Below are 25,292 nucleotides of genomic sequence, written 5' to 3'. Positions count from 1 at the left end.
GCGGTAAAAACATTTTACCAATAATAGGAGCCAGCCTATGCCCGTGATGACCTGCATCGAAGACCTGCGCCGCGTTTATGCCCGCAAGACCCCACGCATGTTCTACGACTACACCGAGTCGGGAAGCTGGACGGAACAGACCTTCCGCGAAAACATCACGGATTTCGACCGCATCCGTCTGCGCCAGCGCGTCGCGGTGGACATGGCCGGGCGCTCCACCGCCAGCCGGATGATCGGCGAGGATGTGACCATGCCCGTGGCCCTGGCCCCGGTCGGGCTGACGGGAATGCAATGCGCCGATGGCGAGATCAAGGCCGCCCGGGCGGCCGAAAAGTTCGGGGTGCCTTACACACTCTCGACGATGTCGATCTGCTCGATCGAGGACGTGGCCGCGCATACTGAAAAGCCCTTCTGGTTTCAGGTCTACACGCTGCGCGACGACACGTTCATGAAGAACCTGATCGACCGCGCGAAGGCCGCCAAGTGCTCGGCCCTGGTCATCACCGTCGATCTGCAGGTCCTCGGCCAGCGGCATCGGGACCTGAAAAACGGCCTCTCCGCGCCGCCCAAGCTGACGCCCAGATCCATCGCCAACATGATGACCAAGGTGCAATGGGGGCTCGGCATGCTGGGCACCAAGCGCCATTCCTTCGGCAATGTGGTGGGCCATGCCAAGGGTGTGAGCGACCCGGCCTCGCTGTCGTCCTGGACGGCCGAGGCATTCGATCCCTCGCTCGACTGGGTACGGATCGGCAAGATCATGGAGATGTGGGACGGCAAGGTGATCCTGAAGGGCATTCTCGATGTCGAGGACGCCCGCCGCGCAGCCGAGATGGGCGCCGACGCCATCGTCGTGTCGAACCACGGCGGGCGCCAGCAGGATGGCGCGCTTTCGTCCATCCGCATGTTGCAGGAGATCGTGGACGCCGTCGGCGACAAGGTCGAGGTGCATTTCGACAGCGGCATCCGGTCCGGGCAGGATGTGCTCAAGGCCATCGCGATGGGCGCGAAAGGCACCTATATCGGCCGTGCCTTCGTCTACGGGTTGGGCGCGATGGGCGAGTCCGGTGTGACCAAGGCGCTGGAGATCATCCACAAGGAACTGGACACCTCAATGGCGCTCAGCGGTAAGCGCGACGTGACCGCGCTCGACCGCGGCGACCTGCTGATCCCGAAGGATTTCGCGGGCGACTGGCAATAGCCGCACCCGCGCCGTAGTCTCATTCCGCGCTGTCGGCGGGACTGGCGTTGAGCAGCGCGTAGCGTTCCGCGCCCAGATCTCCGTAAAGGTCGAGTTGGGTTTCCAGGAAGTCTATATGGCCTTCCTCGTCGGCGATCAGTTCCTCGAACAGATTCTTCGACACGTAGTCGCTCACGCTGTCGCAATGATCGCGCGCCTCGATATAGAGCGTGCGCGCGTCGTGCTCGGCTGCCAGATCGGCATCCAGTGTCTCCTTGAGATTCTGGCCGATGCGCAGCGGGTCAAGTTTCTGGAGGTTGGGATGCCCGCCCAGGAAGATGATGCGCTCGATCAGCTTGTCGGCATGGTGCATCTCCTCGATGCTTTCCTCACGCGACTTGGACGCGACGTGGCCATAGCCCCAGTCTTCCTGTAACCGGTAATGCAGCCAATACTGGCTGACCGCTGTCAATTCGCTCCGCAGGGCCTTGTTGAGATATTCGATTACCTTGGCGTCACCCTTCATTGCTGGCATCTCCTGTGCTTGCGAGGTTCGGGACTTGCGGCGTGGCCGGAACCGAAAAACTATTGTTCTCCGACATTTCTTCAAGGAAGAGCGGCATACATCCGCCGCACTCCGGGCGCTTACCCAGCGCCCGGTAGACCCTGCCCGCCGTCACTATACCATATGGGTCCGCGAGACGCATCCAGTCCACCGCTTCGCGTATCTCGCGGTCTGTGATACCGGTACAATGGCATACGATCATGGCCACCTCGGGGTTGCGGCCGCGCGCGGGCGGTACGGAATGGCGCGCGGCAGAGGGCGATTTCGCTCCATACCTGACTATTTCACTTTGCATTGTCAACGCCAAAGCGCCGCAAATGATCCGCTTGGCCGATTTCGCCCCTTTTCAAACCACGCCAAACCGCCTATACGCGCGGTTTCACCGGGCATACACCCTTGGAGGATGCCCTTTCAAACTCAGGAGAACGACCATGGCCGGACAGATCCCGGATCTCATCGCCACGGTACGAACGGGGACAGGCAAGGGGGCCGCCCGTCAAGCTCGCCGCGAGCATCTCGTACCCGGCATCGTATATGGCGGCGGCGGCGATCCGCAGCCGATCAACATCCAGTACAACCAACTCGTGAAGCGCCTGAAGGCGGGCCGGTTCCTGTCCACGCTCTTCAACCTCAAGGTCGAAGGCTTGGAGGACGTTCGGGTCATCTGCCGCGGCGTCCAGCGCGACGTGGTGAAGGATCTGCCGACCCATCTTGACCTGATGCGCCTGCGCCGGACCTCGCGCGTCAACCTCTTCATCCCGGTCGAGATCGTGGGCGAGGACACCGCCCCCGGCCTCCGCAAGGGCGGCGTGCTGACCGTCATGCGCCCGGAAGTCGAGCTGAAAGTGACCGCGGGCGACATCCCCGAGAGCCTCACGCTCGACATTTCGGAAATGGAGATCGGCGACACTGCGACCATCTCGATGATCACCCTGCCCGAGGGCACGCGCCCGATGATCACCGACCGCGATTTCGTGATCGCCAGCATCTCCGCCCCGTCGAGCCTGCGCTCCGAAGAGGACGAGGAAGCCGAAGAAGAGGCGGCGGCAGCGGACGAGGCGCCCGAGGCCGAGACCGAGGAAGAGGCCGGCGACGAGGCGTAGAAACGCACCGCACTGGAATTGGGAAAGGGCGCGGAACCGGGTTTCGCGCCCTTCTTTCATGCCCGCGCCCCGCGCGATCCGGCGGAGACCTACTCCGTCACCCGGCTGAACACCACCACGGCCCCGCGCGAGCCGTCCGCCACATAGCACAGGCCCGATGCGGACATGCAGTCGAAGATGCGCTGCACGGTGGAGGCGGGATAGCGGCGCGGATGCAACTCCAGCACCAGCACCCGGAGATAGCCGGGCCAGGGCTGCTCGAAAAGAAACTCCTCGGCGCCCTCGATATCCATGACGACCACGTCGGGGCGGTGACGCTCCAGCAGTTGCCCGAGGCGCAGCGCCGGCACCTGCACGGTCCGGCGCGACTTCAGCGCCGGCGCGGCGAGCGATGCGGCCCAGAACCCCGCCGGCACGTGCAGGCCGATTTCGTCGCCCTCATAGCCGTCGGGCACCACTGCCCCGTGCAGCAGCGATACCGCCTGCGCCCCGTTGCGGGCGAGATTGCCCTTGATCACCGGGATCATCGCCGGGTTGGCCTCCACGCTCAGCAGCCCCGCCGCGCCCGCACGCCGTGCAATCTGCGCCGCGATGAAGCCCGCACCGGCCCCCAGTTCCAGCACCCGGTCGCCGGGCCGGACATGCTGCGCCACCGCGCGGGCCTCGACATGCTCGTAGAGACCGGCGCCCATCGCCTTGCGCAGCGCGTCCGTCAACTGCGCGTCCGGCACCTCCAAGGCGATGCCGTCGATCTGGAACTCAGCCATCCGGGCGCCCTCGCTGCCGCCGGCCCGCGCATTGCATCGCGGCGGGCGGGCCAATATGTTCACACTATCCCGGCGGCCGGGAAACATGAAGGAGCGCGCGCGGTGAAACTGATCGTCGGGCTGGGAAATCCCGGCCGGAAATACGCCGCCAACCGGCACAATATCGGCTTCATGGCCGTGGACCGGATCGCCGCCGATCACGGGTTCACGCCCTGGCGCGCCAAGTTCCAGGGCCAGATCGCCGAAGGCCGTCTGGGCCACGAGAAGGTCATACTGCTCAAGCCCGAGACCTTCATGAACCTCTCGGGCCAGTCCGTGGGCGAGGCGATGCGTTTCTTCAAGCTCGACCCGCAGGATGTGATCGTCTTCCATGACGAACTGGACCTTGCCCCCGGCAAGCTGCGTGTCAAGCAGGGCGGCGGCCATGCCGGGCATAACGGGTTGCGCTCGATGCATGCGCATGTCGGGCCGGACTTCACCCGCGTGCGGCTGGGCATCGGGCACCCGGGCCGCAAGGAACTGGTCTCGGGCTATGTGCTGCACGATTTCGCGCAGTCCGACCGCGATTGGCTGGACGATCTGCTGCGTGGCATCAGCGACGGCGCCGCCGCGCTGGCCGAGGGCGATGGCGGGCGGTTCATGAACGCGGTCGCGCTGCGCACCGCGCCGCCGCGATCGTCCACCACCCCGAAGCCGGAACGCGGCCCGGAACCCGCGCCGAAGCCGGAAGCGGAGCCGCGAGAGCCGCCGCGCTCGGCCCTGCAAAAGCTGGTCGACAGGTTCCGGTGACCCACCGGGCCGGATACCCAGAGGAGGATCACGAGATGTCCGACACGCCCGAGATCGCACAGAAGGCGCCCTACCCCATCGAGGTCGAGGCCGGGAAGAACTACTTCTGGTGCGCCTGCGGCCGCTCCGCGAACCAGCCGTTCTGCGACGGCAGCCACAAGGGCACCGGGTTCCAGCCGGTGAAATGGCAGGCCCCCGAGAGCCGCCGCGTCTTTTTCTGCGGCTGCAAGCGGTCGGCCGGCGCGCCGCTCTGCGACGGCAGCCACAAGGGGCTTTGACATGCTGCCGGACAAAACGCCCTCGGTGAACGTGCTGGGCGGACCGCTGACGCTCTGCTCCACCGCACCCGTGACCGGGTTCTTCCGCAACGGCTGCTGCGATACCGGGCCGCAGGACAGGGGCAGCCACACTGTCTGCGCGGTGATGACCGCAGAGTTTCTGGCCTATTCCAAATATGTCGGCAACGACCTGTCCACGCCGCGGCCCGAGTTCGGCTTCAACGGTCTGAAGCCCGGCGATCAGTGGTGCCTCTGCGCAGGGCGCTTCCTGCAAGCCCATGACGAGGGTTGCGCGCCGAAGGTGAAGCTCACGGCCACCCATGCCGCCGCGCTCGACATCGTGCCGCTTGAGGTGCTCCGCGAACACGCCCTCGCGGGCACGGATGGCGGACCTGCCGCAGAGTAACGCTTGCCCGCCCCGGACCCCGGTGCTTTTCTTCCGCCGGGGAGGACGGAACATGCGGCTCGTGAAGAAGATCCTGCGCGCCGGGCTGGTGGTCCTGCTGGTTCTGGCCGCGGCGGCGCTCTGGAAACGCGAGGAGGTGACCCGGCTGTTGGCGGTCAATTCGCTATTCGCCGAGGATCGGATCGTTCAGAATTTCAGCAATATGGACGGGCTCTTCCTTCATCGCGAGCTACCGCGCGGCCCGCATCCCGTCACCGCCCTGCCCGAAGACCCGCGCCCGATGCCCGCGGGCCTCGACGCCTGGATGGAGGCGCGCGCCGTCACCGGGCTGGTGGTGCTCAAGGACGGGAGGATCGCGGCGGAGCGCTACCGGCTGGGCACGGCGCCCGATGACCGGCGCATCTCCTGGTCGGTGGCCAAGAGCTACCTCTCCATCCTTCTGGGCGTGCTGCTGGAGGAAGGCGCGGTCGCCTCGCTCGACGTGCCGGTGACCGACTATGCACCGGACCTGCGCGGCTCGGCCTATGACGGTGCCCGGCTGCGCGACGTCGTGCAGATGGCCAGCGGGGTCGAGTTCAACGAGGACTATTTCGATTTCTGGTCCGACATCAACCGCATGGGCCGGGTTCTGGCGCTGGGGTCTTCCATGGACGGCTTCGCCGCCGGGCTGGACCGGACCCGCGCCGCACCGGGCGCGGACTGGCATTACGTCTCCATCGACACGCATGTGATCGGGATGGTGATCCGCGGCGCGACCGGCCGCAGCATTCACGAGTTGATGGCTGAAAAGGTCATCGCACCGCTGGGCCTGGAACGCGCGCCCTACTACCTGACCGACGGCGAAGGCGTGGCCTTCGTTCTGGGCGGGCTCAACATGACGACGCGCGATTTCGCGCGCTTCGGACTGATGGTGGCACAGGGCGGGCGGATCGCCGGCCGGCGGGTGGTGCCGGAGAACTGGATCGCGGTCTCCACGACCCCCTCCGCGCCCACCGATCCGGGGGCCACGCAATACGGCTACCAATGGTGGATCGCCCCCGACGCGCCAAAGGGCGAAGTCTTCGCGCGCGGCGTCTATGGGCAATATATCTTTATCGACCGGGCGCGGGGCGTGGTGATCGCAGTCAACGGGGCGGACAGGGAATTCCGGGCGCCGGGCGCCCATGAAAGCAATATCGCGATGTTCCGCGAAATCCGCGATGTCCTCTGACGCTCGGCGCGGCATGCCGGCCTCCGCCAGGCTTTCAGGGTATGCACGGCTAAACGCCTGAAAATCCGCAAGCCGTGATTTATCAGTCGCCCTCGCCCATCTCGAAGCCCAGCGCCCGCGCGACCGTGAATATATCCTTGTCGCCGCGTCCGCACATGTTCATGCAGATGATGTGATCGGCCGGCAGATCCGGTGCGATCTTGGCGACATGGGCCAGCGCGTGGCAGGGCTCGAGCGCGGGAATGATGCCCTCGGTCTCGCAGGAGAGCGTGAAAGCCGCAAGCGCCTCCTTGTCGGTGATCGAGACGTACTTGGCGCGGCCGATCTCGTGGAGCCAGGAATGCTCCGGCCCGATGCCCGGATAGTCGAGCCCGGCGGAGATCGAATAGCCTTCGAGGATCTGCCCATCGTCGTCCTGAAGCAGGTAGGTGCGGTTGCCGTGCAGCACGCCGGGCCGCCCGCCGGTCAGCGAAGCGCAATGCTCCATCTTGGCGTTGACGCCCTTGCCGCCGGCCTCCACGCCGATGATGTTCACGTCCTTGTCGTCGAGGAACGGGTAGAAGAGCCCCATCGCGTTCGAGCCGCCGCCGATCGCGGCGATGATCGTGTCGGGCAGGCGGCCTTCGGCTTCCAGCATCTGTTCCTTGGCTTCCTTGCCGATGATGGCCTGGAAGTCGCGGACCATCGCAGGATAGGGATGCGGCCCCGCCACGGTGCCGATGCAGTAGAAGGTGTCGCGCACATTGGTCACCCAGTCGCGCAGCGCGTCGTTCATCGCGTCCTTTAGCGTGCCACGCCCCGACGTGACGGGGATCACCTCGGCCCCCAGAAGGCGCATGCGAAAAACGTTGGGCTTTTGCCGCTCCACGTCATGCGCGCCCATGTAGACCACGCATTTCAGCCCGAACTTGGCGCAGACCGTGGCGGTGGCCACCCCGTGCTGGCCCGCGCCGGTTTCCGCGATGATACGGGACTTGCCCATGCGGCGGGCCAGGATGATCTGGCCCAGCACATTGTTGATCTTGTGGGCACCGGTGTGGTTCAACTCGTCGCGCTTCATGTAGACCTTCGCGCCACCCAGCCGGTCGGTCAGGCGTTCGGCGAAATAGAGCGGGCTGGGCCGGCCCACGTAATGCTTCCACAGGAAGTTCATCTCGGCCCAGAAACTGTCGTCGGTCTTGGCCCGCTCATATTGCTCTTCCAGTTCCAGGATCAGCGGCATCAGCGTTTCGGACACGAAACGCCCGCCGAAAATGCCGAAACGGCCCTGCTCGTCGGGGCCGGTGCGATAGGAATTCACGAGGTCGTCCGCCATCTCACTCTCCTTGCGCGGCGCGCACGAATGCCGCCATCTTCTCTGCATCCTTGACCCCCGGCGCGCTTTCCACGCCCGAGGAAACATCGACCTGCCGCGCACCGGTCAACCGGATCGCCTCGGCCACGTTCTCTGGCGTCAGGCCGCCCGCCAGCATCCAGGGCACCACCCAGCGCCGTCCGGCGATCAGCCGCCAGTCGAAGGCCAGCGCATTGCCGCCCGGAACGGCAGAGCCCCGCGGCGGCTTGGCATCCACCAGAAGCTGGTCCGCGACGCGCGCATATTCCGCCAGTTTCGGCAGGTCGCCCTCGTCCCCGATACCCACCGCCTTCATCACCGGCAGCCCGTATCGAGCGCGGATCGCCTCGACCCGCTCGGGCGTCTCCTTGCCGTGTAGCTGCAACATGTCGATCGGCACCATGTCGAGCAACTTGTCGAGTGCAGAGTCGTCGGGATCGACCGTCAGCGCCACCTTGCAGATGCCCTCGGGTACCGTGCCGGCCATGAAGCTGGCATGGTCCAGTTCCAGATGGCGCGGCGACGGCGGGAAAAAGACAAAACCCAGATAGCTCGCCCCCGCCAGAAGCGCGGCCGGAATGTCGGCGCTGGTGGTCAGTCCGCAGATCTTGACGCGAATATCATTGCTCATGGCGGGCCTTCTGCCCGATCCGGGCCGATCACTCAAGCAGTGCGAGTACGTCGTCGCGGCCATCCGCCTTTTTCTCGCGCAGGCTCGACACTTCCTGCTTGAGCTTCGCGGCCTCGCGCCTCTGGCGTGCGGCCTCGGCGCGGTGCCTGTGTTCGCGCAGCCATTCCCAGACGAAGCCGATCAGCAGGCCCAGCACGATACCGGCGAAGATCACCACGAAGACCGGCAGCGAGATCGCGTTTGGCAGCGGCACGAAGCCCGCGATGCTTTCGGGCAGCATATGCAGCGTGACTGGCCCGCGATTGGCCAGCGCGAGGGTCAGCAGAAGAATGCCGAGGATGGCCAGAAAGACCAGGCGGATATAGCGCATCGACGTCGTTCCCTGTCAGATCTCAGGACGTGCCACCGTTGAGCCTGTCGCGCAGCAGCTTGCCCGTCTTGAAGAAGGGTACACATTTGGCCTCGACCTGAACAGCCTCGCCGGTCCGCGGATTGCGGCCGATGCGCGCGTCGCGGCTCTTGACCGAAAACGCCCCGAAGCCGCGCAACTCCACCCGGTTGCCCTCCGCCATGGCCTCGATGATTTCCTCGAATATGGTGTTCACAATGCGTTCGACATCGCGCTGGTAGAGGTGGGGATTCTCTTCGGCGATCTTCTGGATCAGTTCAGAGCGTATCATACGGTTCCGTCCCCCCAATTCACGATCACGGCAAATGAAAACCATGCGCATACAAGCGGAGACTATAGTCGGAAATTTGGTAAGCTGGAAATACCAAGAGCCGACATTTCCCGTTAAATCCGTCGCAAACCCATCTATTTCAAGGGATTATCGGCGCAAAGCCGGTCCGCAGGCACGCTTGGCCGCGTCTCGCCCGCCACGCTCCCGGCAGATCAGACACAGTGATTCGCGGTATCCCGCCGACGAAAAGGAAACGGGCGGCCCCGACAGGAGCCGCCCGTGATTTTGTCTATCCCCGGTCAGGGGACAAGGATCACTTGTCGTCCTGCTGCTTGAGCGCAGCGCCCAGGATATCGCCCAGCGAAGCACCGGAGTCGGAAGAGCCGTACTGTTCCACCGCCTCTTTTTCCTCGGCGATCTCGCGCGCCTTGATGCTGAGGCCCAGGCGGCGCGACTTGCTGTCCACGTTGGTCACGCGCACATCGACCTTGTCGCCGACCTGGAACCGCTCGGGGCGCTGTTCGGCGCGGTCGCGGCTGAGGTCCGAGCGGCGGATGAAGGATTTCATGCCCTCGTATTCCACCTCGATCCCGCCATCCTCGATCGCGGTAACCGCGACAGTGATGATCGCGCCGCGCTTCACGCCGGCGACGGCATCGGCGAAGGGATCGCCGTCCAGCGCCTTGATGGAGAGCGAGATGCGCTCCTTCTCGGTGTCGACCTCGGTGACGACGGCCTTGACCACATCGCCTTTCGAGTAGTTCTGGATCGCCTGCTCGCCCGGTTCGTCCCAGCTCAGATCGCTGAGATGCACCATGCCGTCGATGTCCTGATCCAGACCGATGAAGAGCCCGAATTCGGTGGTGTTCTTGACCTCGCCCTCGACTTCGGTGCCGATCGGATGGGTCTCGGCGAAAAGCTCCCACGGGTTGCGCATGGTCTGCTTGAGACCCAGCGACACGCGGCGCTTGGCGGTGTCGATCTCCAGCACCATGACCTCAACTTCCTGGGAGGTGGAGACGATCTTGCCGGGATGCACGTTCTTCTTGGTCCAGGACATCTCGGAGACATGGACCAGCCCCTCGACACCCGGCTCCAGCTCGACGAATGCGCCGTAGTCGGTGATGTTGGTGACGCGGCCCTTGTGGACGGTGCCCAGCGGGAATTTCGCCTCGACATTGGTCCAGGGGTCTTCCTGAAGCTGCTTCATGCCCAGCGAGATGCGATGGGTTTCCTTGTTGACCTTGATGACCTGCACCTTGACGGTCTCGCCGATCGACAGGATCTCGGAGGGATGGTTGACCCGCCGCCAGGCCATGTCGGTGACATGCAGCAGGCCGTCCACACCGCCCAGATCGACGAAGGCGCCGTATTCGGTGATGTTCTTCACCACGCCGTCCACGACCTGGCCTTCGGTGAGCTGCGCGATCACTTCGGCGCGCTGCTCGGCGCGGCTTTCTTCCAGGATGGCGCGGCGCGACACAACGATATTGCCGCGGCGGCGGTCCATCTTGAGGATCTGGAACGGCTGCTTGAGGCCCATCAGCGGGCCGGCATCGCGCACCGGACGCACATCGACCTGGCTGCCCGGCAGGAAGGCCACGGCGCCGCCCAGATCGACGGTGAAGCCACCCTTGACGCGGCCGAAGATCGCGCCCTCGACGCGAGCATCGTCGGCGTAGGCTTTTTCCAGACGGTCCCAGGCTTCCTCGCGGCGGGCCTTGTCGCGGCTGATGACGGCCTCGCCCCGGGCGTTCTCGACGCGCTCCAGGAACACCTCCACCTCGTCACCGGGGGAGATTTCGGGCGCTTCGCCGGGATTTGCGAATTCCTTGAGTTCGACGCGGCCTTCCATCTTGTAGCCGATGTCGATGATGGCTTGCCCCGCCTCCACGGCGATGACCTTGCCTTTGACGACGGTCCCTTCCTCGGGCGTGTCGATCTCGAAGCTTTCGTTGAGGAGGGCTTCGAATTCCTCCATGGATACGTTCGCTGACATGTAAGTCGATTTCCTTTGCAGTCGTATTTTTCCGGCCGTGCGGTTGTCTCCGCCGGTCTTGGGGTTTCGTTGGTCAGACGGTTCGCAAAACAAAGAGGGCCGGTAGACCCGACCCTGCTCGCTCTCTCTTGTTCTGCGGTGTTTCCCGCCTTGTCGACGGGGTGGTCTATAGACGCCCCGGCCCTGCGAGGCAAGGCCAAACCGCCGTGTGGGGCGTTGCACGCAAGACCCCGCCCATGCCAGGCGCGCACTGACGACGGGCCGAGCCGCTAACCGGTCAGCCGCGCCTCCACCGCCGCGATCGCCGCCGCGACCGCCTGTTCTATCGACATCTCCGAGGTGTCGAGCAGCAAGGCGTCCCCGGCGGGCTTGAGCGGCGCGTCGATGCGGTCGGCGTCGCGCGCGTCGCGGGCGCGCAGATCGGCGAGCACCGTGTCGAAATCGGTGTCGAAACCCTTTTCCGTCAACTCCCGGAAGCGCCGGCCGGCGCGCACCGCGTCACTGGCGGTGACGAAGAGCTTCACATCCGCCTCGGGACAAATCACCGTGCCGATATCGCGCCCGTCGAGCACCGCGCCGCCCGCCCGCGCGGCAAATGCCCGCTGAAACTCCAGAAGCGCGGCGCGCACCTGCGGCACGGCCGCCACCCGGCTCGCCGCCTGCGCCACCTCGGCGGTGCGCAGGTCGCCGCGGTCCAGATCGGCCGGCTCCAGCGCGGCGGCTATGGCCTCGGCCCGTCCGGCGTCATACCCGCCTCCCGCGTCCAGCATCCGCCGGGCCACAGCGCGGTATAGCAGCCCGGTATCCAGATGCGCAAAACCGAAATGCCCGGCCACCGCGCGCGACACGGTGCCCTTGCCCGCCGCCGCCGGGCCGTCGATGGCGACCGTGAAACCCGCACGCGCGCTCATGCCCCGCCCACCTGCGTGGTCAGCGCCGGATCGGCGGCCTCGGCCTGCGGCAGCCCGTCCCCGATCTCGTAATAATCGCCCTTGTCGGCACAAAAGATATGCCCGGTCAGCCGCACCCCCGGATCGCCGTCGATCGTGCCCGCGAAGATCGACAGGTTCGCGCTTGGCCCGTCCCAGAAAAGATTGGAGCCACAGACCGAGCAGAAGCCGCGCCGCGCCGTGTCGGAGGAGGCGTACCATTGCACTTCGCCCGCGATCTCCACCTGACCGCGCTGCGCCGAGGTCGCGGCGACATGGTGTCCGCTGGTCTTGCGGCACTGCAGGCAGTGGCACGCGATGATCGGGCGCAGCGGCCCGTCCACCCGGTAGCGGACCGCACCGCAAAGGCAACCGCCCTCCACGCTCATGCCGCGCCCCTTTCCAGTGTCGCGCCGAGGGCCCGCATCAACGGCTCGAAGACCGGGAAGGATGTGGCGATGGGGCCGGCATCATCGACACCGACGGGCCGGCGCGTGGCCAGACCGAGGCAGAGGAAGCTCATCGCGATCCGATGGTCCAGATGGGTCGCGCAGACCGTACCCCCCGTCACGCCGCCCGCGCCCATGCCGTGGATAGTGAAGCTGTCGCGCGTCTCCTCCACCCGGACGCCGCAGGCTTCCAGCCCGCGGGCCATCGCGTCGATCCGGTCGCTTTCCTTCACCCTGAGCTCCGCCACCCCGCGCATCACGGTCGCGCCCGTGGCGCAGGAGGCGACGACCGACAGGATCGGGTATTCGTCGATCATCGAGGGCGCGCGCTCCGCCGGCACCTCGATGCCGCGCAGGTCGGGCGAGAAGCGCGCGCGCAGATCGGCAACCGGCTCGCCGCCCTCCTCGCGCATGTTTTCGTAGCTCAGATCGGCGCCCATCTCGATCAGGGTCTCGTATAGCCCCGCCCGCGTCGGGTTGAGTCCGATCCCCGGCACCAGCACGTCCGAACCCTCCACGATCAGCGCCGCGCAGACGGGAAAGGCCGCGGAACTCGGGTCGCGCGGCACCGCGATGGTCTGCGGACGCAGTTCCGGCTGTCCGGTCAGGGTGATGACCCGGCCCTCGGTCGTCGTCTCGGTGCGGATCGCCGCGCCGAAGCCCGCCAGCATGCGCTCGGTGTGATCGCGAGTCGCCTCGGCCTCGATCACCATGGTCTCGCCCGGCGCGTTGAGCCCGGCCAGCAGCACCGCCGATTTCACCTGCGCTGAAGGCACCGGGACGGTGTAGCGCACCGGCACAGGCGTCACCGCGCCCTTGAGCGTCAGCGGCAGCCGCCCCCCGGCGCGGCCATGCGCCTCCGCCCCGAAAAGCCGCAGCGGGTCCGTCACCCGGCCCATGGGGCGCGCGCGCAGGCTCGCGTCGCCGGTGAAGGTCGCGGCAATTGGCGAGGTCGCCATCGCCCCCATGATCAGCCGCACGCCGGTGCCCGAATTGCCGCAATCGATCACATCCTCGGGCTCGGCGAAGCCTCCGGTGCCCAGGCCATGCACCGACCAGGCACCGCCGCCGTGATCGGTCACTTCAGCGCCGAAGGCCGCCATCGCACGGGCCGTGTCCATCACGTCCTGTCCCTCCAGAAGCCCGGTGATCCGCGTCTCGCCCACCGCCAGCGCGCCCAGGATCAGCGCCCTGTGGCTGATCGACTTGTCGCCCGGCACCTCGGCGCGCCCGCTCAGCCTGCCGCCTGCGCGCGCCGTCATCGGAATCGCTTTCCCATGGCCCGACATCGCATGTCCCTCTTGCTGCAATACCGGCCTGATACCGAAGCCGCCGCCGCGCGTCCATCGCGGAAATCGGCTTTCATCTTTCCGAAAAATACTCCCGCCGGAGGCGCAGGCCCGCTGCACTCGGCACGGTCGCGGTCTCAGGCGTCCCCGCCGCGCTCGCCCAGCCAGATCTCTGGGTTGGTCTCGGCGATCCGACGGAAGGTCTCCTCGCCCAGCGCGTTGCGCAACCGGAAGCAGACCGCGCGTTCCGACAGCGCCTCCTGCCGGGTCATGTAGAAATCCGAGCCGAAGAGCACCCGCCGCGAGAGCGCCTCGGCCCGCGCGCCGCCGCTCAGGAAGAGCCGCAGGAAGGCAATGTTCTCCTCGAAGCGGAAAAGCGTATAGGAGATGTCGGTCCAGAGGTTCGGCCAGTCGCCGCTGGTGATCATGTCGCGGATCGCCACCTGCCAGTTGGCCGCCCGCGCTGCCGGGTCGTCGGGGTCGATCCCGTCCTCGGCATAGCGTCGCCAATCCTCCACGCCGCCGAGATGGGCAAGGCAGATGCGCAGATCGGGGAACTTGCGCATTACCGGAATGAAGGCCGCGGGCTCGGTGAACCGGTCCGCGGCGTGGACCGAGACGTCGCGCCCGCGCACCCCGCCGCGCGAACAATGGCTCATCACCGGCAGGTCATGCTCCACCAGAAACGGATAGATCTCGTTCATCAGGACCGGGTGGTCGGGCGGAAACCCAAGTCGGGGATAGAGCTTGAGGCCCCGGAAATGCAGCCGTTCGACGACGCGCCGCACCTCCGCCGCGGCGCCGGGACGGTCGGGATGGATGCTGGCGAAGGGGATCACGCTGCCCCGGAAGGCGTCCGAGCGCGCCAAGCGCGACAACTCGTCGTGCTGGGCCTCGATATCGGCCTCCACCGGCCCGTGCCCGATCGGGGCCATGTCCATCGGCAGGACCACGAAACGGGTATCGGGCGGGTACTGGCGGCGGACAGAGGCGAATATTTCCGCCTGCCCGCCGCGATAGGCTTCCTTCTGGAACTGCAGGAGCCGCTCCAGCGTTTCGGCGGCTGGATGCCCGGCAACCCTCAGGAGCCAGGCCAGCCCGCGGACCAGCCCCGGCACCCGCTTGAAAACGTAAAGCGCGGGATGCGGATAGTAACGCGGCACATGCGCCGCGGTGAAGGTGTGGATATGCGTGTTGGTGATGCGCAGGGCCGCCATCTTGCACCTCCCTCCTTCATTTAATCATATAATCATAGCACAATCGCCGCGCTCATGCGCGGGGGCCCGTCGCGCCGGAAAGTCAGGTAATGCGGCTCCCGGCCCTCGCGCAGGGCCTTCTGCTCGTAGCGCGTGGACAACCAGTCGTCCCAGGGCCTGCGCCAGTCTTCGGGACCCTCCGCCAGCCAGGTGAAGCCGTGGCGCGGCACCTGTTCGATGGTCTGGCGCACGTAGTCCGGGATGTCGGTCGCCACGCGGAAGATCGCGCCCGGCGCCAGCACGCGCGCCAGCGGCTCCAGATGTTCGGGAGTGACGAAGCGGCGGCGGTGGTGGCGCTTCTTCGGCCAGGGATCGGGATAGAGCAGGAAAGCCCGCGCGATGCTCGCATCCGGCAGCACGTCGAAGAGATCGCGCACATCTCCCGGATGCACCGACAGGTTGGTGACCCCGGCCGCGCGGATCTTGCCCAGCAGCATCGCCACGCCGTTGATATAGGGCTCGCAGCCGATCAGCCCGACATCGCGGTTGAGCGCCGCCTGATGGACCATATGCTCGCCGCCGCCGAAGCCGATCTCCAGCCAGACCGGGCGGCTTTCGCCGAAGAGCGCGGCCAGATCGAGCGACGCGCGCTCCGGGTTCTCATCCCAGTCCACGCTGGGCGTCGCAAGCTGAGCCAGATCCTCGCGCAAATAGGTCTTCTGGCTGTCACGAAGGCCCTTACCCCGGCGGCGACCGTAGAAATTGCGCCAGGGCGCGGCTTTCGCGGAGCGTCGCTCGGTCATGGGCGTCTCTCCCGCTGCGGCAGGGCTGCGCGTCAGACAGCGGCCTTCAGCGCATCGACGAGATCGGTCTTTTCCCAGCTGAAGCCGCCATCGGGCTCCGGCGCGCGGCCGAAATGGCCATAGGCGGCGGTCCGCTGAAAGATCGGGCGGTTCAGGCTCAGATGCTCGCGGATGCCGCGCGGGGTCAGGTTCATCACCTCGTTGACCGCGCGCTCGATCCGGGTCTCGTCAACCTCGCCGGTGCCGTAGGTATCGACATAGATCGACAGCGGCTTGGCCACGCCGATCGCATAGGAAAGCTGGAGGCAGCAGCGTTCGGCCAGCCCGGCGGCAACCACGTTCTTGGCCAGGTAGCGCGCCGCATAGGCGGCCGAGCGGTCCACCTTGGTCGGGTCCTTGCCCGAGAACGCGCCGCCGCCATGTGGCGCGGCGCCGCCATAGGTGTCCACGATGATCTTGCGCCCGGTCAGCCCGGCATCGCCGTCCGGCCCGCCGATGACGAATTTCCCGGTCGGGTTGACCCACCATTCGGTCTCCGGCAGCAGCCAGCCCTCGGGCAGCACGTCGCGGATATGCGGCTCCACGATGGCGCGCACGTCGTCCGAGGTCAGCGCCGGGTCCGTGTGCTGGGTTGAAAGCACGACCGAGGTGATCCCGACCGGCTTGCCGTTCTCGTAGCGAACGGTGAGCTGCGATTTCGCATCAGGGCCGAGCGCGGGCTCCGCCCCGGATTTGCGCGCCTCCGCCAGCCGCCGCAGGATCGCATGGGCAAAGAGGATCGGCGCGGGCATGAGTTCGGGCGTCTCGTTGCAGGCATAACCGAACATGATGCCCTGGTCGCCCGCGCCCTCGTCCTTGTTGCCGTCCGCATCCACGCCCTGCGCGATATCTGCGGATTGCGCGTGCAGGTAGCTGTCCACCTTCAGATTGGCCCAATGGAAGCCCTCCTGCTCGTAGCCGATGTCGCGCACGCAATCTCGGGCGATCTCTTCCACCCGCTTGATCACCGCGCCCGGACCGCGCACCTCGCCGCCGATCACGACCCGGTCGGTGGTGGCGAATGTCTCGCAGGCGACGCGGGCATGCGGATCCTCCGCGAGGAAGGCATCGAGGACTGCGTCCGAGATACGGTCGCAGACCTTGTCGGGGTGGCCCTCGGACACGGACTCCGAAGTGAAGATGTAATTCTGACGCGGCATGGGAAGTGCTCCATTGGAAATGTCCCTGTCACGCCAGGAAGCCGTTGTGACAGGCAATGGCATCTCCGATACTGCGCGGCGCGGAAATGGTCAACTTGATATGCGTCGAAGCCGCATCGCGGCGAGCGCCAGTAACAGCAGCGCCACGGCCCAAAAGGCAGGCATGTCGCGCCAGCGCGCGTAGAATGTGGGAGGCAACGCGCCGGGCAGATCGGCATCGACATGCCCCGCCTGCCCCAATGCCAGCGTGTCCAGCATCCGGCCGCGCGCGTCGATCACGGCCGAGATGCCGGTATTGGCGGCGCGCAGCATCGGCAGCCCCTGCTCGATCGTCCGCACGCGTGCCTGCGCGAGATGCTGCCACGGCCCCGCAAGCTGACCGAACCAGGCATCGTTGGTGACATGCAGCAGGTAGTCGGGCCGGACGGGCGCGCGGAAGACATCCTGCGGGAAGACCGCCTCGTAGCAGACGAGCGGCAGCGCGGTCAGCCCGCCGCCTGTGGGCACCAGCCGCGGCCCCGGCCCCGGCGCATAGCCGCCGCCCAGTTGTTCGGCCAGCCCGCGGATGCCCAGCCGCGCCGCCAGGTCCGAGAACGGCATGTATTCCCCGAAGGGCACCAGGTGGTGTTTGTCGTAGATCGTGCCGGGCACCGCCGTGCCTGCTTCCATGACCACGAGGCTGTTGTGAAAGCCGCCCGCATCCCCGCGCCTCTGCGCGCCGAAGGCCACTGTGGCCCGCGGCCCTGCGGCGGCGCGCATCTCCTCCAGCGCCGGCCCCGCGGTGGAGAGCAGCCAGGGCATCGCGGTCTCCGGCCAGACCACCAGATCGGGCGCGCGTGCCGCCGGGGCGGCGGTGAGCGCGAGCGCGCGCTCAAAGAAGACCGGGATCATCGCGGGCTTCCATTTGAGGTGTTGCGCCGCATTGGGCTGGACCAGCCGCACACGCAGATCGCGCGGCGCGGGCATGTCTTCGGCCAGACGGGCGGCGCCCATGCCCCAGCCCAGCGCCACCAGGCCCAGCGCCGCCGTGCCGCCCAGTGCAATAGCACGGCGCCCGCGCGCCGCCGCCATTCCCGGCAGCGCGGCGGCCAGAAGCGTCAGCAGTCCCAGCCCATGCGCGCCGGTCCAGGCGGCAAGCTGGATAACCGGCGTTTCGGTCCAGATGTAAGCGGGAAGCGCCCAGGGAAAGCCGGTCAGCAGATACGCCCGCCCCAGCCCCGCCAGAGCCAGCGCCGCGGCAAAGACCCCCGCGCGCGCCGCGGGTCCGCGTCCCAGCGCCGCGCCCAGCCAGGCCGCCGCGCCCCAGAAGAGCGCCATGCCCGCGGCCAGGAAAACCAGCGCGAAAGGCGCCATCCAGCCATGCCGCGCGACATCGACCAGGAAAGGTTCCACGATCCAGAACAGCGTCGCGGCGAAATAGCCCAGCCCGGCGAAACAGCCGCGCCACATCGCCGCCCGTGCGGCGGGCGCGGCAGAGACGAGCCAGATCACCAGCGCAAATCCGGGGAAACCCAATACCGGCAGCGCCAGGGGCACATGGCCGGCGGCGGCCATCAGGCCCGCCGCCACGCAGCCCATACGCAGCCGCCAGCCGCCGGCGGCCACGGGCCGCAGCGCCCCGGCCACCGTCACGTTCAGACGCCGCGCGGCGCGGGATAGCGCACGCGCAACCTCTGAATCCGGCGCGGATCGGCCTCGACGATCTCGAAATCGGCACCGGCGGGGTGGGTGATGACCTCGCCGCGCGCGGGCACCCGCCCGGTGAGCATGAAGACCAGGCCGCCCAGCGTGTCGACCTCCTCCACGTCCTCGCCCTCGACCAGCTTGCAACCGATCTCGGCCTCGAAATCCTCCAGCGGCGTGCGCGCCTGCGCCAGGTAGACGCCGGGCTTCTCCACCGTCCAGAACTTGTCTTCCTCGATATCGTGCTCGTCGGTGATCTCGCCGATGATCTGTTCGATCAGATCCTCGATCGTCACCAGCCCGTCCACGCCGCCATATTCGTCGATGACCAGCGCCATGTGCTGCCGGTCGGTCTGCATCTTCTGCAAGAGCACCGCGATGGGCATCGAGGGCGGCGCATAGATCAGCGGGCGCACCATGCCGGACAGACCAAAGGTAGGGCCGTCGGAAGTGAACCCGTGCTTGAGCGCGAGATCCTTGAGATGCACAAGCCCCAGCGGGTTGTCGAGCGTGCCATCATAGACCGGCAGCCGCGTCAGCCCGCTCTCGCGGAACACTTCCACCAGGTCGGGAAGCTCGATATCGACCGGCACCGAGACGATCTCGGCGCGCGGGATCGCCACGTCATCCACGCGCATGCGCCGCAGATGCCCCATATGGCCATCGGGCGCGAAAACCTGCGCCACGTCATTGTCGCTGTGTCCGTTCACTTCGTCCTGCGCGTCGTCATCGTCGTCGCCGCCGAACGTGCCGAAGAGCCGTTCGAAAAGGCTCTTGTTACTTGATCCTTCGGAATCCTGCGCGCCCTGCGCTGCGCTAGAGGACCCGTCGCTCGTCTCGCCCATTTCTCTTTCCAAACCAACATCCGTCCATGCGGACCCGTTCAATATGGGTCGGGAAGGCCCATTTTTGCAAGTATACGCCGCTCCAGACCCTCCATAAGGGCCGCATCTTTATCGGAAATGTGATCGTAGCCCAACAGGTGCAGGCAGCCATGCACCAGAAGATGCAGGCAATGCGCCTCGAAAGGCTTGCCCTGATCGGCGGCCTCGGCGGCGCAGGTTTCCCAGGCGATCGCGATGTCGCCCAGATGCGCGGGCGGCCCCCCCGGCGAGGTGTCGGGGCGGTGCGGATCGTCCCCCTCGATTTCGGAGGCAAGATCCTCGGCCGGCCAGGAGAGCACGTTGGTCGGGGCCGGCTTGCCGCGGAAATCGGCGTTCAGCGTGGCGATGCGCGCGTCGTCGCAGGCCAGGAACCCGATCTCGAACGCCAACGGGTCGAGACGCAGCTCTTCCAGCACCGCACCACAGGCGCGCGCCGCCAGGGCCTCGATACCGGCGGCGTCCCAGCGCGCGTCCTCCGACACGGTTTCGACCAGGTCAGGCATCCTCGCCGCTGTCGGCGTCATAAGCCTCGATGATCCGGGCCACCATCGGGTGACGCACCACGTCGCGTGCGGTGAAATAGGTGAAGGAGATGTCCTTCACGTCGCGCAGGATGCGCTCGGCCTCCACCAGGCCCGACATCTGGCCGCGCGGCAGGTCGATCTGGCTGCGGTCGCCGGTGATCGCCATGCGCGACCCCTCGCCCAGCCGGGTGAGGAACATCTTCATCTGCATGGCCGAGGCGTTCTGCGCCTCGTCCAGCACGACGAAGGCATTGGAGAGCGTGCGCCCGCGCATGAAGGCGAGCGGTGCGATCTCGATCCGCTTCTCCTCCATCAGCCGGGCAAGCTGCTTGCCGGGCAGGAAATCGTGCAGCGCGTCATAGAGCGGCTGCATGAAGGGATCGACCTTCTCCTTCATGTCGCCGGGCAGGAAGCCCAGCCGTTCGCCCGCCTCCACCGCGGGGCGAGAGAGGATGATCCGGTCCACGTGTCCGTCGATGAACATCGACACGGCGACGGCGACGGCCAGGTAGGTCTTGCCGGTGCCCGCCGGGCCAATCCCAAAGCACAACTCATGCGAGAAGAGCCCATGGACATAGGCCTTCTGGGTCTCGGTGCGTGGCTCCACCAGCTTCTTGCGGGTCTTGATCTCGATCCGCCCGCCCTGGAACATCTCCAACTGATCGCCACGGCGCGTTCCGGTGTCCTGCGCCGAGTTGCCGAAGCGGATGGCTGCGTCGATATCGGCGGGCTCCAGCGTGCGGCCCTGTTCCAGCCGCTCATAGAGCGCGCCCAGCACGTCGGCGGTTTGGTTGCGGTCGTCCTCGTCGCCCAGCACCGACAGATGGTTGCCGCGGCGCATGATCTGCACACTGAGCTTGTCCTCGATCTGGGCGAGGTTGCGGTCGAACTCTCCGCAGAGGTCGATCAGCAAACGGTTGTCGGGAAACTCCAGCGCCGTTTCAGGGGCATCCTGGGGTATCTGCGGGGGGGTCAGCGCGCTGGTCGTCAAAAACGATTCCGTTCCGGGGTTTCCATATCTTGAGGGTGCCAACTCTCCGCGCCGCAATCAAGGGCCGTTCGGCGATTGTCACGCGACCGACACGAAGATTGAGCGCCCGGCGGCACGAAGCCGCCGGAACCTGCACGGAATTACGGCAATTATCAGATCGGATCCGGGAAGCCGCTGCCGTCCTTGAACGGGCCCACGGCCATTTCCGGCGGCGCGCTGCCCGAGCAGACCGGCTTGCCGCGGTGGTCGAGCCGCGCCGACAGGTACCCTTCGACGCCATCGTCGATGATCCAATGGTCGCAACCGCGCGGGTCCACCCAGATGCCCGCCTTGAGCTGGCTCAGATGTCCGTGGTCGTAGAATCGGTCCACGGTCTTGTTCTTCTTCGGTATGTCACAGGCCGACAGCGCAAGGGCGGCGGCCAGCAGGGGCAGAATCGCAATGGGTTTCATGGGCACTCCCCTCCTTCAGCGGATGCAGTAGATCTCGACACGGCGGTTCTGCTGCATGCCGGCCGCGGTGCGGTTGGTGGCGCGCGGGTTACGCTCGCCATAAGCGCGGACTGCCGCAATGCGGGCGCCGGTGCTCTGCGCCACCACGGCCACGGCGCGGGCGCGCCGGTCCGACAGGGCCAAATTGTAGGCGTCGCTGGCGCGGCTGTCGGTATGGCCCTCGATGATGTAGGAGGTTGCCCCGACGCTGCGGAAGAAACGCTTCAGCCGCTCCCGCCCGGCAGCGTTGATACTGTGCCGGTCGGTGGCGAAGAGTTGATCCGTCTCCAGCGTGCCGCAGGGCGTGCCGCGCTTGCAGACCGGAATGCCGTCGCGGGTCACATGCGGGGTCATGAAGCCTTCCACCCCGTCATCCATGACCCAGTGTTCGCATCCGTCCGGATCGACCCAGATACCGGGCGTGTAGCGTTCGCCCGATACGACGCGCCGCTCCCCCGCGTCGACCGCGCCGGCATTCAGCAGCAGCGCCAGCGACGCCGCGACTGCGGCCGGCACCCAGACGCCGCCCATCCTGAAGGCTGCTCCAAGCATGGTTGATACCCCCTCGGCTTACCCATTCCGCGGACGGAAAATGGACACCGGCCGCGGGCACAAAAAATTCCCAAACCCGCCCGATTTTGGACATATTTCGAACGTCCGTGAAGGGTGTTATTCGATTTTCTTCCCCTATTTCAGAAACATAACACGGTCCGGCGCATCACTGTTGCCGGAGTCGTTCCAATGGGATTTAGGGGCAGAAGGGTGCCGGAACCTAAACGAGAGCACCAGAGAGAGAATGCGCCTCTGAGTTGACGATCCGGACGCGGGCGATATCCCCGATTCGGACCTCGCCGCCGGGCACATGCACCGCGTGCAGGTATTCCGACTTGCCGACGAGTTGTCCTTCAAGGCGGCCCGGCTTTTCGAAGAGCACCCGCAACTCGCGCCCGACCATCGCGTCCTGCGCCGCGCGGGCCTGCCGGTTCAGCAGCGCCTGGAGCCGCGCCAGCCGGTCGGATTTCTCGTCCTCGGGCAACTCGGCGCGTTCCGCCGCAGGGGTTCCGGGGCGGGCGGAATACTTGAAGGAATAGGCCTGGCCGTAACCCACCGCCTCCACAAGCGCCAGCGTGTCGCGGAAATCGGCCTCGGTCTCGCCGGGAAAGCCGACGATGAAATCCCCGGAAAGCAGCAGGTCGGGACGCGCCGCGCGGATGCGCTCGACCAGCCGGACATAGCTCTCGGCGGTATGCTTGCGGTTCATCGCCTTCAGGATCCGGTCCGAGCCGGACTGCACCGGAAGGTGCAGATAGGGCATCAGCTTGTCGCAATCGCCATGCGCGGCGATCAGGTCGTCATCCATGTCGTTGGGATGCGAGGTGGTGAAGCGGATGCGCGCCAGCCCGTCAATGTCGGCCATCTCGCGGATGAGCCGGGCCAGCGACCAGTCCGCGCCGTCCGGCCCCTCGCCGTGATAGGCGTTGACGTTCTGGCCCAGCAGCGTGATTTCGCGCACGCCGCGCGCCACCAGATCGCGGGCTTCGGCCATCAGCCGCGCCGCCGGGCGGCTGACCTCCGCGCCGCGGGTATAGGGCACCACGCAGAAAGCGCAGAACTTGTCGCAGCCTTCCTGCACCGTCAGGAAGGCGGTGGGGCCGCGCGCCGGGGCGGGCCGCGCGGGGAGGTGATCGAACTTGTCCTCCTGCGGGAACTCCGTATCAAGCGCCTTGCTGCCTTCGCGCGTGCGGGCCTCCAGTGCGGGCAAGCGGTGATAACTCTGCGGACCCACGACCAGATCGACCAACGGCTGGCGGCGCATGATCTCCTCGCCCTCGGCCTGCGCGACACAGCCCGCCACACCGATCTTCAGCGCCGGGTTGGCGTCCTTCAGCCGCTTCAGCCGGCCCAGTTCGGAATAGACCTTCTCGGCCGCCTTCTCGCGGATATGGCAGGTGTTGAGCAGGATCATGTCGGCGTCTTCCGGCGCGTCGGTGGTGACGTAGCCCGACGGACCCAGCGCCTCGGCCATGCGTTCGCTGTCGTAGACGTTCATCTGACAGCCGTAAGTCTTGATGAAGAGTTTCTTCGGGTCGGACATGTCCTTCGCCTTTCCGAGCGCGCTCGTCCGGCGTCTACACAATCGCCGCCTTCGCCGCAATCGCCGATCCCCGGCGCGGGCGCGGACCGGGCTGCTTGAAAAACCCGGCCAAGCGGGTAGAGGTTAAGCGACGCTTTGAGGTTTCCGGATATCCACTGCCCATGACCTATGCCGATCTCGACGATTATCTGGCGCGCGGCGCGCGGGCGCGCGGCGCCGGGCCCGTCGCGGTCATCCTGGTCGAAGACCGGGCGGAAGTGGACAGCACAATACGCCACCATATGGGCCTGGGTTTCCGGACCCCGCTGGTGCTGGCCCCCGACCACGTCGAGATCGACCCCGACTTGCGCGAGTGGATCGACCGCATCCCCTTCGACACGCTGGCCGACGGCATGACGCCGCGCGCGGTCAACCGGCTGATTGCAGCCTTTCCGGGCCACTGGATCTATTACTGCTACAACGCGGAATACCTGTTCTTCCCGTTCTGCGAGAGCCGTACCATCGGCGAAATGCTGGGTTTCGTCGCCGAGGAACGGCGCGCCTCGGTCCTGACCTATGTCATCGACCTCTATGCCTCGGATCTGAGCCGGCATCCCGACGCCGTGTCGCGCGACGACGCGCATCTGGATCTGGCCGGGTATTACGCACTTGCCCGTCCCGACGAGAACGGCCACCCGAAGGAGCGGCAGCTCGATTTCTTCGGCGGGTTGCGCTGGCGCTTCGAGGAACATATCCCGCCGCCGCGCCGCCGGATCGACCGGATCGGCCTCTTCGTGGCCAAAGAGGGGCTTGAACTGCTCGACGACCACACGTTCAGCGATCCCGAATACAACACCTATGCCTGCCCCTGGCACAACAACCTGACCGCCGCGGTCTGTTCCTTCCGCACCGCCAAGGCGCTGAAGACCAACGCCGGCTCGACCTTCGAGATACCCAGCTTTGCCTGGTACAATTCCGGGCGTTTCGAATGGCACTCCCAGCAACTTATGGATCTGGGGCTGATGGAGCCGGGACAATGGTTCTGAGAAGGGCACACCGGCCCGGCGGTCAGCCATAACGGACGACGAAGTTGCGCAGGATGCGTTCGGGCATGTGAACGTCCTCGGCCCGGCACATGTCGATCAGCCGCTCGGCGTCCTGGGGCGGGAAATAGCCCTTGTTGCGGTAGATGCGAATGCGGGTCTCGAACCCGTCGCTGTCGGCCTCGGGATGAAACTGCGTGGCATAGACGTTCCTGCCGAAGCGGATCATCTGGAACGGACAGGGACCGGACGCCGCCAGGTGAACGCAGCCCGGCGGCAATTCCTGCACCGCCTCCTTGTGGCCCACGAAGGCGCGGAAGCGCGGTGCGATGCCGGTCAGCAGCGGGTCGGCCATGCCGGCATCGGTCAGGGTGCAGTCCACTGCGCCCACGGGTTCCGAATAGCGCGCCTTGCCGACCGCTGCACCCAGATGATGGGCCAGGATGCCGATCCCGTAGCAGCAGCCGAGATAGGGGAAATCTCGCGAGGCGATCTCGGGCATGAGGCCCAGCACCGCGGCCTCGATGCGCGCTTCGGTCTGGGATTTCTGCTCCGGCGCGTCGCTGACGCAGCCCGGCCCGCCGCCCACGATTACGCCAGCGTAGTCGTCGAGCCGCAGATCCCCCGGCAGGCTCTCGCAATCGAGCCGGACGCGTTGGACCTGCGCCGGCAACAGGCCGCCCTTGCGCAGGATGGCCGCGAATTCGTCGTCGGAGGCCGCCGTCTCGGGGCGCAGTTGCAGGACAAGGAAACGGGACATGCGGCTCTTACCGATGGGCGAGGATGCCCTCAGATG

The 25,292-nt window shown here is 66.5% G+C and carries 29 protein-coding genes and 1 riboswitch; of the genes, 7 read left to right on the top strand and 22 right to left on the bottom strand.

Annotated features, from left to right (window positions below; all coding sequences use genetic code 11):
* The first annotated feature begins 37 nt into the window (after window positions 1–37).
* Window positions 38–1,201 (top strand): alpha-hydroxy acid oxidase, encoded by a 1,164-nt coding sequence (locus DDZ14_RS13445; protein ID WP_109425506.1) that lies wholly within the window; start codon window positions 38–40, stop codon window positions 1,199–1,201.
* Between the two features lie 19 nt (window positions 1,202–1,220).
* Here DDZ14_RS13445 and bfr read toward each other — a convergent pair whose 3' ends face one another.
* A complete protein-coding gene (bfr, locus tag DDZ14_RS13440; protein WP_109425505.1) occupies window positions 1,221–1,706 on the bottom strand; it encodes a bacterioferritin in 486 nt (161 codons plus the stop codon).
* Window positions 1,696–1,947, bottom strand: coding sequence for a bacterioferritin-associated ferredoxin (locus DDZ14_RS13435; protein ID WP_109425523.1), 252 nt, complete (start codon window positions 1,945–1,947; stop codon window positions 1,696–1,698). Before DDZ14_RS13435 ends, bfr begins: the two co-directional genes overlap by 11 nt.
* Before the next feature lie 229 nt (window positions 1,948–2,176).
* Between DDZ14_RS13435 and DDZ14_RS13430 the strand changes: the two genes are divergently transcribed.
* Window positions 2,177–2,848 (top strand): 50S ribosomal protein L25/general stress protein Ctc, encoded by a 672-nt coding sequence (locus DDZ14_RS13430; protein ID WP_109425504.1) that lies wholly within the window; start codon window positions 2,177–2,179, stop codon window positions 2,846–2,848.
* Between the two features lie 89 nt (window positions 2,849–2,937).
* Here DDZ14_RS13430 and DDZ14_RS13425 read toward each other — a convergent pair whose 3' ends face one another.
* The gene (locus DDZ14_RS13425; protein WP_233252579.1) at window positions 2,938–3,615 is read right to left on the bottom strand and encodes an FkbM family methyltransferase; all 678 of its coding nucleotides are present in this window, start codon (window positions 3,613–3,615) and stop codon (window positions 2,938–2,940) included.
* A gap of 102 nt (window positions 3,616–3,717) precedes the next feature.
* Between DDZ14_RS13425 and pth the strand changes: the two genes are divergently transcribed.
* From pth to DDZ14_RS13405, 4 genes are read left to right on the top strand one after another with little or no spacing between them, the layout of a single operon-like run.
* Window positions 3,718–4,404: an aminoacyl-tRNA hydrolase gene (pth, locus tag DDZ14_RS13420; RefSeq protein ID WP_109425502.1), complete on the top strand. Its 687-nt coding sequence runs from the start codon at window positions 3,718–3,720 to the stop codon at window positions 4,402–4,404.
* A gap of 35 nt (window positions 4,405–4,439) precedes the next feature.
* Window positions 4,440–4,682 (top strand): CDGSH iron-sulfur domain-containing protein, encoded by a 243-nt coding sequence (locus DDZ14_RS13415; protein ID WP_109425501.1) that lies wholly within the window; start codon window positions 4,440–4,442, stop codon window positions 4,680–4,682.
* Between the two features lies 1 nt (window position 4,683).
* Complete coding sequence (locus DDZ14_RS13410; protein ID WP_109425500.1) at window positions 4,684–5,088, top strand: DUF2237 family protein; 405 nt, start codon at window positions 4,684–4,686, stop codon at window positions 5,086–5,088.
* A 52-nt stretch (window positions 5,089–5,140) separates the two neighbouring features.
* Window positions 5,141–6,298, top strand: a complete 1,158-nt coding sequence (locus DDZ14_RS13405; protein WP_109425499.1) for a serine hydrolase — start codon at window positions 5,141–5,143, stop codon at window positions 6,296–6,298.
* A gap of 82 nt (window positions 6,299–6,380) precedes the next feature.
* Here DDZ14_RS13405 and trpB read toward each other — a convergent pair whose 3' ends face one another.
* The 18 genes from trpB to miaB all read right to left on the bottom strand — a co-directional run bounded on the left by trpB (window position 6,381) and on the right by miaB (window position 23,474).
* Window positions 6,381–7,613: a tryptophan synthase subunit beta gene (trpB, locus tag DDZ14_RS13400; protein WP_109425498.1), complete on the bottom strand. Its 1,233-nt coding sequence runs from the start codon at window positions 7,611–7,613 to the stop codon at window positions 6,381–6,383.
* A gap of 1 nt (window position 7,614) precedes the next feature.
* Window positions 7,615–8,262, bottom strand: a complete 648-nt coding sequence (locus tag DDZ14_RS13395) for a phosphoribosylanthranilate isomerase (RefSeq protein WP_109425497.1) — start codon at window positions 8,260–8,262, stop codon at window positions 7,615–7,617.
* 28 nt (window positions 8,263–8,290) lie between these two features.
* Window positions 8,291–8,632, bottom strand: coding sequence for a LapA family protein (locus DDZ14_RS13390; RefSeq protein WP_109425496.1), 342 nt, complete (start codon window positions 8,630–8,632; stop codon window positions 8,291–8,293).
* A gap of 22 nt (window positions 8,633–8,654) precedes the next feature.
* The gene (gene ihfB, locus DDZ14_RS13385) at window positions 8,655–8,942 is read right to left on the bottom strand and encodes an integration host factor subunit beta (protein WP_109425495.1); all 288 of its coding nucleotides are present in this window, start codon (window positions 8,940–8,942) and stop codon (window positions 8,655–8,657) included.
* Window positions 8,943–9,255: 313 nt separating this feature from the next.
* A complete protein-coding gene (gene rpsA, locus DDZ14_RS13380; RefSeq protein WP_109425494.1) occupies window positions 9,256–10,941 on the bottom strand; it encodes a 30S ribosomal protein S1 in 1,686 nt (561 codons plus the stop codon).
* A gap of 269 nt (window positions 10,942–11,210) precedes the next feature.
* Complete coding sequence (locus DDZ14_RS13375) at window positions 11,211–11,852, bottom strand: d(CMP) kinase (protein WP_109425493.1); 642 nt, start codon at window positions 11,850–11,852, stop codon at window positions 11,211–11,213.
* On the bottom strand, window positions 11,849–12,259 hold the full coding sequence (locus tag DDZ14_RS13370; protein WP_109425492.1) for a GFA family protein: 411 nt from the start codon (window positions 12,257–12,259) through the stop codon (window positions 11,849–11,851). The genes DDZ14_RS13375 and DDZ14_RS13370 overlap by 4 nt, the downstream gene beginning before the upstream one ends.
* Window positions 12,256–13,608, bottom strand: coding sequence for a 3-phosphoshikimate 1-carboxyvinyltransferase (gene aroA / locus DDZ14_RS13365; RefSeq protein WP_109425491.1), 1,353 nt, complete (start codon window positions 13,606–13,608; stop codon window positions 12,256–12,258). Before aroA ends, DDZ14_RS13370 begins: the two co-directional genes overlap by 4 nt.
* Before the next feature lie 137 nt (window positions 13,609–13,745).
* Entirely contained in the window at window positions 13,746–14,825 is a 1,080-nt protein-coding gene (locus DDZ14_RS13360; RefSeq protein WP_109425490.1) for an amidohydrolase family protein, read from the bottom strand.
* A gap of 32 nt (window positions 14,826–14,857) precedes the next feature.
* The gene (locus tag DDZ14_RS13355) at window positions 14,858–15,607 is read right to left on the bottom strand and encodes a tRNA (guanosine(46)-N(7))-methyltransferase TrmB (RefSeq protein WP_109425489.1); all 750 of its coding nucleotides are present in this window, start codon (window positions 15,605–15,607) and stop codon (window positions 14,858–14,860) included.
* A 32-nt stretch (window positions 15,608–15,639) separates the two neighbouring features.
* Window positions 15,640–16,806, bottom strand: coding sequence for a methionine adenosyltransferase (metK, locus tag DDZ14_RS13350; RefSeq protein ID WP_109425488.1), 1,167 nt, complete (start codon window positions 16,804–16,806; stop codon window positions 15,640–15,642).
* Between the two features lie 6 nt (window positions 16,807–16,812).
* Window positions 16,813–16,862, bottom strand: a riboswitch (SAM-SAH riboswitch).
* Window positions 16,863–16,896: 34 nt separating this feature from the next.
* Window positions 16,897–18,438 carry an apolipoprotein N-acyltransferase gene (gene lnt / locus DDZ14_RS13345; RefSeq protein WP_233252578.1) on the bottom strand — a complete coding sequence of 514 codons (1,542 nt, stop codon included), beginning with the start codon at window positions 18,436–18,438 and terminating at the stop codon, window positions 16,897–16,899.
* Between the two features lie 2 nt (window positions 18,439–18,440).
* Window positions 18,441–19,334, bottom strand: coding sequence for a hemolysin family protein (locus tag DDZ14_RS13340; RefSeq protein WP_109425487.1), 894 nt, complete (start codon window positions 19,332–19,334; stop codon window positions 18,441–18,443).
* A 38-nt stretch (window positions 19,335–19,372) separates the two neighbouring features.
* Entirely contained in the window at window positions 19,373–19,876 is a 504-nt protein-coding gene (ybeY, locus tag DDZ14_RS13335) for an rRNA maturation RNase YbeY (protein ID WP_109425486.1), read from the bottom strand.
* Window positions 19,869–20,888 carry a PhoH family protein gene (locus tag DDZ14_RS13330; protein ID WP_109425485.1) on the bottom strand — a complete coding sequence of 340 codons (1,020 nt, stop codon included), beginning with the start codon at window positions 20,886–20,888 and terminating at the stop codon, window positions 19,869–19,871. Before DDZ14_RS13330 ends, ybeY begins: the two co-directional genes overlap by 8 nt.
* 152 nt (window positions 20,889–21,040) lie before the next feature.
* On the bottom strand, window positions 21,041–21,340 hold the full coding sequence (locus DDZ14_RS13325; protein WP_109425484.1) for a hypothetical protein: 300 nt from the start codon (window positions 21,338–21,340) through the stop codon (window positions 21,041–21,043).
* A 15-nt stretch (window positions 21,341–21,355) separates the two neighbouring features.
* The gene (locus DDZ14_RS13320) at window positions 21,356–21,931 is read right to left on the bottom strand and encodes an OmpA family protein (protein WP_109425483.1); all 576 of its coding nucleotides are present in this window, start codon (window positions 21,929–21,931) and stop codon (window positions 21,356–21,358) included.
* A gap of 220 nt (window positions 21,932–22,151) precedes the next feature.
* Window positions 22,152–23,474 carry a tRNA (N6-isopentenyl adenosine(37)-C2)-methylthiotransferase MiaB gene (gene miaB / locus DDZ14_RS13315; RefSeq protein ID WP_109425482.1) on the bottom strand — a complete coding sequence of 441 codons (1,323 nt, stop codon included), beginning with the start codon at window positions 23,472–23,474 and terminating at the stop codon, window positions 22,152–22,154.
* Window positions 23,475–23,635: 161 nt separating this feature from the next.
* Here miaB and DDZ14_RS13310 point away from each other — a divergent pair, with 161 nt between their 5' ends.
* On the top strand, window positions 23,636–24,499 hold the full coding sequence (locus DDZ14_RS13310) for a hypothetical protein (protein ID WP_109425481.1): 864 nt from the start codon (window positions 23,636–23,638) through the stop codon (window positions 24,497–24,499).
* Window positions 24,500–24,521: 22 nt separating this feature from the next.
* Here DDZ14_RS13310 and DDZ14_RS13305 read toward each other — a convergent pair whose 3' ends face one another.
* Window positions 24,522–25,256, bottom strand: coding sequence for a glutamine amidotransferase (locus DDZ14_RS13305; RefSeq protein WP_109425480.1), 735 nt, complete (start codon window positions 25,254–25,256; stop codon window positions 24,522–24,524).
* Window positions 25,257–25,292: the final 36 nt, after the last annotated feature.

The sequence above is a fragment of the Maritimibacter sp. 55A14 genome (assembly GCF_003122205.1).
In the GTDB taxonomy this organism is placed as follows: domain Bacteria; phylum Pseudomonadota; class Alphaproteobacteria; order Rhodobacterales; family Rhodobacteraceae; genus QEYE01.
The sequence above is the reverse complement of the archived record's forward strand: the minus strand, read 5'-3'. Positions and strand labels throughout refer to the sequence as shown.